Below are 2298 nucleotides of genomic sequence, written 5' to 3' on the forward strand. Positions count from 1 at the left end.
ACATCAGCACGAGGACGAAGATCAGCCAGACGTTGTTGACCTCCCACACCGGCGCCATCGCGTGGTCGATCAGCCACCGCGGGCGGCGCCGAGCGCGGCCGCCGCCCGCGGTGGCTGATCGACCACGCGATGGCGCCGGTGTGGGAGGTCAACAACGTCTGGCTGATCTTCGTCCTCGTGCTGATGTGGACGGGGTTCCCGACGTTCTTCCAGACCGTGTTCACCGCCATGTGGCTGCCGCTCGCGCTCGCCGCCGTCGGGCTCGTGCTGCGCGGCGCCGGGTTCGCCTTCCGCAAGCCGACCCGCTCACTGGCCGGACGGCGGCTGTACGGGGCGGCGTTCGCGATCTCCTCCCTCCTCACCCCGTACTTCCTGGGCGCGGCCGTCGGCGGCGTCGCCTCCGGCCGGATCGCACCCGGCACCCGCGCCTCGGCGGACGCCTGGGCCAACCCGACCTCCGTCCTCGCCGGCCTGCTCGCCATCGGGGCGAGCGCGTTCCTCGGCGCGGTGTTCCTCGCGGGCGACGCCCGCCGCCTGGGCGCAGACGACCTGGTCGGCTACTTCCGGCGCCGCGCCCTGGCGGCCCTCGGCGGGCTCGCGGTGCTCGCCGGGATCGGCCTGGGCGTCACGCGCCGGGACGCGAGCTATGTGTACCAGGGGCTCACGGACGGCAGCGGGTTCCTGTTCGTCCTGTTCGCCGCGGTGTGCGCGCTGGCCACGGCCTGGACGCTGGCCCGCGGCGCCACCGGCTGGGCGCGGGTGACCGCCGTCGCCGCGGTGGCGCTGACCGTGCTGGCCTGGGGACTGGCCCAGCGGCCGTATCTGATCCCGACCTCGCTGACGGTCGCCGACGGCGCGGGCGCCACGACGACCCTGCGGTGGCTGATGCTCGTCTCGCTGGTCGCCGTCGTGCTGGTCGGCCCCGCGCTGGGGCTGCTCTACTGGCTCGACGCGCGCGGGGAGTTGGAGCCGCAGGCCGAGGCCGACCTGCGCGAGCCCGGCGGCCGGTAGCCCCGGTCCGGGGACTCGGCCGGGCCGCCGCGGAACGCCCACTCCAGCCGCGGCTCGACCACCGGGCGCAGCACGCGCCGTACGGGCGCGGAGCTCAGGCCCAGCGCGAGGGCGAGCCCGAGGGCGGTCACGGCGGCGGCACCGGCCGGGGTGTGCCAGGCGGCCGGCTCGTACCAGCCCTCCCAGGCGGCGGTGCGGATGACGAGCCCGTGCAGCAGATACGCGTACAGCGTGCCCGCGCCGAGCGCCGTGTACCAGGTGCGGCGGCGCGGCACCCACGCCAGGAAGGCGGCGACCAGCAGCAGGGAGCAGACGAGCAGCCCGAGGGTCATGGCCGCCCCGACCGGCCATGACACGTTCAGCTCGGCCCAACTCTTGCTGCGCACCGCCCACTCGGTGGTCATCCGCCCGTGCGCCCAGTACGCGGTGGCGGCCCCGCCGGCGAGCACCGGCACGGCGGCGATCCGCACCCGGCGGGCCCGCAGCAGCTCCCAGTGCTCGGGGCGCAGCAGCAGCCCGATGACGAAGAACGGCAGGAGCTGGAGTACCCGGTCGAGGTTGAGGACCGGCCCGAGGTCGTTTGCGGCCCCGGCGAACGCGGCCGCCACGGCGAGCCCGAGCGCCGCCCACCACCGCATCACCCGCCACAGCGGGGCGGTCAGCCGCCACACGAACAGCGCGATCAGGAACCAGGTCAGGTACCAGGGGGAGAGCAGGCTGAGGTCGTTGCCGCGGTCGTCGACGGCGTTGCCGTACAGCGTGTAGAGCGTCTCGAAGACGACGTACGGGAGGGCGATCCCGGTGACCAGGCGCCGCAGCTGGTCCGGGCGGTGGCCGAAGCTCCGCGAGAAGTAGCCGGAGAGGAGGATGAACACCGGCATGTGGAAGGTGTAGATGAACAGGTAGCCCGCCCATACCACTTGGCTGTCCTTCAGCGGCTGCCACGCGTGCCCGACGACCACGAGGACCATGGCGAGCAGTTTCGCGTTGTCGAAGAACGGATCCCGCACTACGGCCTGACACGCTCCCTTGTGGCGACTTGGGGGCTCTTGGGTCTCTTGGCGCCTCTTGGGGCGCTCCGACTCCCGGCGCACCCTACCTTCCGTGCGTCCCGGATCGTGCGCCGGAAACCCTTCGGCACTGTCGGCGGTCGGCCTCGGGAGCGTACTCGCGCCAGGCGTCGGGTTCGAGGAACGACCGGCCTCCCGGCCCTCTTGGCGGAGCCGGTCGCGGTAGCGCCGGGGAGTCGGTCGCGGTGGCGCCGGGGAGTCGGTCGCGGTGGCGCCG

At 73.9% G+C, this 2298-nt stretch carries 2 protein-coding genes; one reads left to right on the forward strand and one right to left on the reverse strand.

The window, feature by feature from the left end; genetic code table 11:
- Positions 1-129 precede the first annotated feature (129 nt).
- Entirely contained in the window at positions 130-1011 is an 882-nt protein-coding gene (locus AOK16_RS19445) for a cytochrome d ubiquinol oxidase subunit II (RefSeq protein ID WP_079101557.1), read from the forward strand.
- On the opposite strand, the gene AOK16_RS19450 is transcribed toward AOK16_RS19445, so the two are convergent.
- Positions 939-2021, reverse strand: a complete 1083-nt coding sequence (locus AOK16_RS19450) for an acyltransferase family protein (RefSeq protein ID WP_157859269.1) — start codon at positions 2019-2021, stop codon at positions 939-941. The genes AOK16_RS19445 and AOK16_RS19450 overlap by 73 nt on opposite strands.
- Between the last annotated feature and the right edge of the window lie 277 nt (positions 2022-2298).

The organism is Streptomyces pathocidini (assembly GCF_001418495.1).
Taxonomy (GTDB): domain Bacteria; phylum Actinomycetota; class Actinomycetes; order Streptomycetales; family Streptomycetaceae; genus Streptomyces; species Streptomyces pathocidini.

Bases quoted from the DNA above. Each gene is read 5' to 3' on its own strand.
- AOK16_RS19445 (WP_079101557.1), top strand. From the start codon at position 130: ATGGCGCCGGTGTGGGAGGTCAACAACGTCTGGCTGATCTTCGTCCTC.